Origin of the sequence: Bradyrhizobium centrolobii (assembly GCF_001641635.1) — a bacterium.
GTDB classification, from domain to species: Bacteria; Pseudomonadota; Alphaproteobacteria; order Rhizobiales; family Xanthobacteraceae; genus Bradyrhizobium; species Bradyrhizobium centrolobii.
On record NZ_LUUB01000099.1, the window covers coordinates 66,894 to 73,744 of the forward strand.

General features: G+C 63.3%; 5 protein-coding genes. 1 reads left to right on the forward strand and 4 read right to left on the reverse strand.

Annotated elements, in window-relative coordinates:
- Positions 1-3: 3 nt before the first annotated feature.
- Together AYJ54_RS36475 and kce are read right to left on the reverse strand one after the other, a co-directional pair.
- Positions 4-1,602, reverse strand: a complete 1,599-nt coding sequence (locus AYJ54_RS36475; protein WP_063706919.1) for an ABC transporter substrate-binding protein — start codon at positions 1,600-1,602, stop codon at positions 4-6.
- A gap of 415 nt (positions 1,603-2,017) precedes the next feature.
- Positions 2,018-2,941, reverse strand: a complete 924-nt coding sequence (kce, locus tag AYJ54_RS36480; protein WP_063706921.1) for a 3,5-dioxohexanoate:acetyl-CoA acetone transferase — start codon at positions 2,939-2,941, stop codon at positions 2,018-2,020.
- Between the two features lie 80 nt (positions 2,942-3,021).
- Between kce and AYJ54_RS36485 the strand changes: the two genes are divergently transcribed.
- The gene (locus tag AYJ54_RS36485) at positions 3,022-3,798 is read left to right on the forward strand and encodes an SDR family oxidoreductase (protein WP_063706923.1); all 777 of its coding nucleotides are present in this window, start codon (positions 3,022-3,024) and stop codon (positions 3,796-3,798) included.
- A gap of 201 nt (positions 3,799-3,999) precedes the next feature.
- Here AYJ54_RS36485 and AYJ54_RS36490 read toward each other — a convergent pair whose 3' ends face one another.
- Complete coding sequence (locus tag AYJ54_RS36490) at positions 4,000-5,550, reverse strand: AMP-binding protein (RefSeq protein ID WP_063706925.1); 1,551 nt, start codon at positions 5,548-5,550, stop codon at positions 4,000-4,002.
- Between the two features lie 19 nt (positions 5,551-5,569).
- The gene (locus AYJ54_RS36495; RefSeq protein WP_063706927.1) at positions 5,570-6,724 is read right to left on the reverse strand and encodes an iron-containing alcohol dehydrogenase; all 1,155 of its coding nucleotides are present in this window, start codon (positions 6,722-6,724) and stop codon (positions 5,570-5,572) included.
- Positions 6,725-6,851 lie beyond the last annotated feature (127 nt).

Consider the following 6,851-nt stretch of genomic DNA (forward strand, 5'->3'; position numbering starts at 1 on the left):
GCGCTACTTGTCCATCCACACGTCCTCGTAGCGATATCCATTATAGGAGCTGTTCGACATGACCGTCACGCCCTTGACATAGGGCTTCCAGCACGTGCCCGTCCGCGCGTGGAAGATGATGGGCCGGGCGACGTCCTCCTGGAGTTTCTTGTCGATCTCCCAAACCAGCTTCTTGCGCTTGTTGACGTCGGTCTCCTGCGACTGCGCGTCGAACAGCTTTTCGATCTCCTTGTTGCAGTAATTGGTGTAGTTGCGCTCCGAACCGCAGGAATAGTTCTCGTAGAAGGACTGGTCGGGATCGTCGACCGCGTTGCCGGTCAGGTTGAGGCCGAGCATGTAGTCCTTGCGCGCGATCTTCGGAAACCAGTTCGCGGTTTCAACCACGTCGAGTTCGCCGTCGATATAGATGCTCTTGAGCTGGTCGATCAGGATCACCGCAGGGTCACGATACACGGGAATGTTGCGGGTCGAGACCTTGACGGCGAGATGCTTGTCCGGGCCATAGCCCGCCTTCTGCATCAGCTTCTTCGCTTCCTCGCGGTTGGCTTTCACATCCGGCCCATAGCCCGGAATGCTCTCGAGCATCTCCTTCGGCATCGCCCAGAGCCCGGCCGGGGCCGGTTCCATGGTGCCGCCGATATCGCCCTGGCCTTCGAACATGATGTTGATGAAGGCCTTGCGGTCAAGCGCCAGCGCCATGGCGCGGCGGATGTCGGCATTGTCGAACGGCGCGGCCGTCGAATTGACGATGATGTTGGTCGAGACGTTGTTCGGCTCGACAACGCAAACCGCAGTCGGATCCTGCGACTTGACGTCCTTCAGCAGCGGAATCGAAACCTCCGTCGGGAAGGTCATGTCGAACTTGCCGGCAACGAAGGCGAGGATTGCGGTCGACCGGTTCGGGATGATGGTGAACTCGATGCCGTCGAGATAGGGCCGACCCTTCCGCCAGTAGTCGGGGTTGCGGGTCAGCTTGATCGATTCATTGGCCTTGAACTCGACGAATTTGAACGGACCGGTTCCGATCGGATGCGTGCGCATCTCCGCTGGCGAGACGTGGCAGGGATAGACCGGCGTATAGCCCGAGGCGAGCAGCGCGAGCAGCGAGGGTTGCGGTCGCTTCAGGTTGAAGGAGACCTCGAAATCGCCATTGGTCGTGACGTCGTTGACCTCGTTGTACCAGGCCTTGCGCGGGTTCTGCCGGAACTTCTGCTGCGACTTGCCCATCAGCATGTCGAAAGTGCACTTGACGTCCGCCGACGTGAACGGCTTGCCGTCATGCCATTTCACGCCCTGGCGCAGCTTGAAGGTCAGCGTCTTGTTGTCGTTCACCCACGCCCAGCTCTCCGCGAGCTCCGGGACGATGGTGTCCATGCTGTTCTGCGCCACGTCCTGCTTGTAGATGACGAGGTTGTTGAAGACAGGCATGAAGGGAACGTTGAGCGAATAGGTCGCGCCTTCATGGATCGAGGCATTGCCGGGGCTGTCGCGGTGATAAATCCGCAAGATACCGCCCTGCTTGCCCTCGTCGGCGAGCGTGGTGGTTGAGACCGTCAGCACAGATAGCGCCGCCACTGCGGCGAGCGCCCACACGCTCCGCATGCTCTTCCTCCCTGGACACCGGCCTTTGCGGCCTGTTTGGCGTGACGATAGCGACGCGGGCGGAGTGAGGCAACGGCCAAGGCTCTTGGCGGCCTTGGTAATTCGGATGACGTAAAGTCGCGGGTTTCATTCTCTCACGATGTGAGAGGAGCGAGGTTTCAATGGGCTGGCTGGAGCAACGCGAATGTGAGGGGTGGGTGAAGCCGCCGCAAACTCAGCCGCAAACTCAAATGTCGTCCCGGCGAAGGCCGGGACCCGTAACCCCGAATGTCAGTTGTTGAAACGCGCTGGGGCCACCAGCATGCCGCTTCCACAATCCTGTGGTTGGGTCCCGGGATCCGCGCTTCGCTTGTCCGGGACGACGATCAAGATTGTGGATCGAGCTTCCGCGAATGCAGCGCCGAAGCCCTCCAAGTCACACCTGCAGCGTGTCGCCGCCCTTCAGGTGCAGCATCTCGCGCGCCTCATCGGAGCTGGCGACCTCGAGGCCGAGGCCCTCGATGATCTTGCGGGCGAGCCGCACCTGCTCCGCGTTGGAGGAGGCCATCCGGCCCGGCGCGGCCCACAGCGAATCCTCGAGGCCGACGCGGATATTGCCGCCCATGGCGGCCGCCATCGCCGCGATCGGTAATTGATTCCGGCCCGCGCCCAGCACCGACCAGATGAACTTGTCGCCGAACAGCCGCTCTGCCGTGCGCTTCATGTGCAGCACATCTTCCGGATGCGGGCCGATGCCGCCCTGGAGGCCGAAAACGGTCTGGACGAACAGCGGCGGCTTTACCAGACCTTGATCAAGAAAATATTGCAGATTGTAGAGATGCGCGGTGTCGTAGCACTCGAACTCGAACCGGGTTCCGGTCTCCGACAGCGTCTTCAGCACGAACTCGATGTCCTGGAAGGTGTTGCGGAACACGATGTCCTTGTTCTCGACATGCTTGCGTTCCCACTCGTGCTTGAATGTCTTGAAGCGGTTGAGCATGCCGAAGAAGGCGAAATTCATCGAGCCCATGTTCAGCGAGGCGACTTCCGGCTTGTAGAACGCGGCCGGCCGCACGCGCTCGTCGACCGTCATGGTCGGCGAGCCGCCGGTGGTGAGGTTGATCACGGCGTTGGAACGCTGCTTGATGATCTTGAGGAACGGCGCAAAGGCTTCCGGCGACTGATCCGGCTGGCCGGTTTCGGGGTTGCGCGCATGCAGATGCACGATCGCCGCGCCCGCTTCCGCGGCCTCCACGGCGGCGTCCGCGATCTCCTGCGGCGTCACGGGCAGAGCCGGCGACATCGACGGCGTATGGATCGCGCCGGTGACGGCACAGGTGATGATGACTTTGCGGGCCATGGATTTTAACTCCGGGTTTTAACTCCAAGCGGGCTGTGATCTAACGTCACGCTTAGCATTTCGGACAGGCTGGAGCCATCATGGATCTCGACATCAAGGGTTTGCGCGTATTGGTGACCGCGGGTGCGGGCGGCATAGGGCTTGCGATCGCCCGCCGCTTCGCCGGCGAAGGCGCAAAGGTGCATGTCTGCGATGTCGACGAGATGGCGCTCTCTGCGCTTGCGAAGAGCGATCCCGCGCTCACGCGCTCGCAATGCGACGTGTCCGACCGCACCGCGGTGAAGACGATGTTCGACGAGGCGATCCGCGCGCTCGGCGGCCTTGACGTGCTCGTCAACAACGCCGGCATCGCCGGTCCGACCGCCAAGGTCGAGGAGATGAACCCGGAGGACTGGGATCGCTGCGTCGACGTCTGCCTCACCGGCCAGTTCAACTGCACACGGCTCGCCGTGCCGCTGCTGCGCGAGAGCAAGAATGCCTCGATCGTCAACATTTCTTCCGCTGCGGGGAAGGTCGGCTTCGCCATGCGCACGCCTTACGCGGCGGCGAAGTGGGGCGTGATCGGCCTGACCAAATCGCTGGCCATCGAACTCGGGCCCGACAAGATCCGCGTCAACGCCATCCTCCCCGGGCTCGTGGCCGGCGACCGCCAGCGCCGCGTGTTAGAGGCCAAGGCGCAGCAGCGCGGCATCTCCTACGCCGAGATGGAGCGCATTGCGTTCTCCTATACGTCGATCAAGGATTATGTCACGCCAGAGCAGATCGCCGACCAGATCCTGTTCATGTGCAGTCCGCGCGGCCGCACGATTTCGGGCCAAGCCATCTCCATCTGTGGTGATACGCAGATGCTGGGGTAGGCTGTGTCAACAAATTCAGTTGTCGTCCCGGCGAAGGCCGGGACCCATACCGCGTGATCTATCAATCGTGGAAAGGTGGACGTACCGAACGCCTATCTTCGCCAAACTACTCCCTGGGGTTGGGTCCCGGCCTTCGCCGGGACGACGCCGAATGTGTGGCGCGCGCTTGTGAGAATCTCGGCACGCCGGGGAGGTCAAACCTCACGCAATCCTCGACGTCTTGTTCCCCCAATATCGATCCCGCAGCAGCCGCTTGTACAGCTTGCCGGTCGGCAGCCGCGGCAATTCCTTCTCGAAATCGACCGAGCGCGGCACCTTCTGGCGTGACAGCGACTGGCCGCAGAAGGCAATCAGTTCTTCGGCGAGCGCCGGCCCTGGGACGACGCCCGGCATCGGCTGCACCACCGCCTTCACCTCCTCGCCGAGATCGGCATTCGGCACGCCGAACACCGCAGCATCGGCAACGTTCGGGTGGGTGATGAGCAGGTTCTCGCATTCCTGCGGGTAGATGTTCACGCCGCCCGAGATGATCATGAAGGTGGCGCGGTCGGTGAGATAGAGGAAGCGGTCGGCGTCGACATAGCCGACGTCGCCGACCGTGCTCATGCTGCCGTCGGCCGAGCGTGCCTCCCTCGTCTTCTCCGGATCGTTGAAATATTCGAACGGCGAGCCCGTCTTGAACCACACCGTGCCTGCGGTGCCGGTCGGGCATTCCTTCATGTTCTCGTCGAGGATATGCAGGTCGCCGAGCAGCACCTTGCCGACGGTGCCGCGATGGGCGAGCCATTCCTCGCTATTGCAGGCGGTGAAGCCGAGGCCCTCGGTCGCGCCATAATATTCGTGGATGATCGGCCCCCACCATTTGATGATGTCGTCCTTGACCAGCGCCGGGCAGGGTGCGGCGGCATGAATCGCGATCTCGAGCGACGATAGGTCGTAACGATTGCGTACCTCCTCCGGCAGCTTCAGCATGCGGGAGAACATCGTCGGCACGAGCTGGGTGTGGGTGATGCCCCATTTCTCGACGAGCTCGAGATAGCGCTCGGGGTCAAAACTCTCCATGATGATCACGGTGCCGCCCATGCGGATCGTGAGATTGACCGCGGCCTGCGGCGCCGAGTGATAGAGCGGTGCCGGCGAGAGGTAGACCATGCCCTCGCGATAGTGCCAAAGCTTTGTGAGGAAATCGAACAGCGGCAGATTGTGCTTCGGCGGCTCCTCCGGCAGCGGCCGCAGAATGCCTTTCGGCCGTCCCGTCGTGCCGGATGAATAGAGCATCGCCGTGCCGAGCCACTCGTCCGCGATTGGCGCCGAGGGCAGGTCGGCGGTCACCTCCGCAAGTCCGACGATGCGATCGCTTTCGCCCGGCCCATCGGCGACGATGCAGAGCTTGACGTCGGGGCAGGCGTTGATCGCTTCGCGGGCGATGTCGAGCTTCGCAACCGACGTGATCAGGATTTTGGACTGGCTGTTGACGAGGAGATAGGCGAGCTCGCCCGGCGTGAGGAAGGAGTTGATGCAGGTGTAGTAGAGCCCGGAGCGCTCGCCCGCGCCGCAGGCTTCGAGATAGCGGGCGTTGTTCTCCATGAAGATCGAGTAGTGGTCGAGCCGTCTCAATCCGTGCTCGCGGAACAGATGCGCGAGCCGGTTGCTGCGCGCCTCGAGTTCGCGATACGTCACGGTCTCGCCCGTGCCCGCCATGATGAAGGCAGGTTGTAGCGGGCGCAGACGGGCATGCTGACCTGTGTACATCGATCCTCCGGCTTGAGTGTTATGCGGCGAGAAGCAGGATTTCGCGCACCTGCGCAGGGCCATCGATCCTGCGCGGGTTGCGCGGCACCCAGGGCGTGCGCATCGCCTGTTCGGCGATGGCGTCAAAATGCTCCGGCGACACGCGCATGTCGGAAAGGCTGCGCGGCATGCCGAGAGAGCGGATGAAGGCGTCCAGCACGTCGGCGGCAGCCATGCCGGGAAAGCCCATTGCGGCGGCCACGATCGTCTGACGGTCGGCATTGTCGGGCGCATTCCAGCGCATCACCGCCGGCAGCATGATGCAGGAGGTGTAGCCGTGCGGCACGTCGAAGGCTGCGCCGAGCACATAGCCGATGCCATGGCTCGCGCCCATCGGCACGCCGGCTGCGAGCGCGCCCATCGACAGCCAGGTGCCGAGCTGCGCGTCCATGCGTGCGTCGAGATCGGCGGGGTTGGCCTTCACCCGCGGCAGCGCGTCGGCGAGCATGGCGAGCCCCTTCACCGATTGCGCGTCCGCATAGGGGTGCGTCTCGCGTGAGCAGATCGCCTCGACGCAATGATCGACGGCGCGGACGCCGGTCGACAGGAACAGCCATTCCGGCGTGTGCACGGTGATGGCGGGATCGAGGATGGTTGCGCGCGGCACGACCAGCGGATGGCGCAGCATCTGCTTCACATGGGTGCTGCGGTCGGTCACGCCTGCCATCGAACTGAACTCGCCGCCCGCGATCGTGGTCGGCACGCTGATCTGCCGCACCAATGGTGCGTTCATCTCGGGCGCGACGCCCTTGTGGACGCGGATGCGCTCGATGCCGGCGACATCGTCGATGCCGTTGGCCAGGCAGAGCTGCACCGCCTTGGCGCCGTCGGTGATCGAGCCGCCGCCGACTGTGACGATGAGATCAGCCTTCGCCTCCCGCGCGGCGTTGGCCGCCGCGATCACCGCCTCGCGCGGCGTATGCGCCGGCATGGCATCGAACACACTCGCGCAACGGGGGCCCAGCGCCTGTTTGATTTTGGCGATCTCGTCGGTCTGCCGGTTCAGCGTGCCCGAAACCATCAGGAAGGCGCGGTCCGACCGCAAGCGGTCCATCTGCGCCAAAATGGCCTCAGCAGCCGGATGGCCGAACACGACCTCCTCGATCGCGCCGAAAACGACACGCCCTTGGTGCACGGCTGTCCTCCCGGACAATTCGTCTTTTTTGTTCGGACAATCTAGTCGAGCGCGTTGCCTCCGTCATGCGCAAAGACGCTGGGTTCTCTCTTCCCCCTCTCCCCGCTTGCGGGGAGAGGGTTGGGGT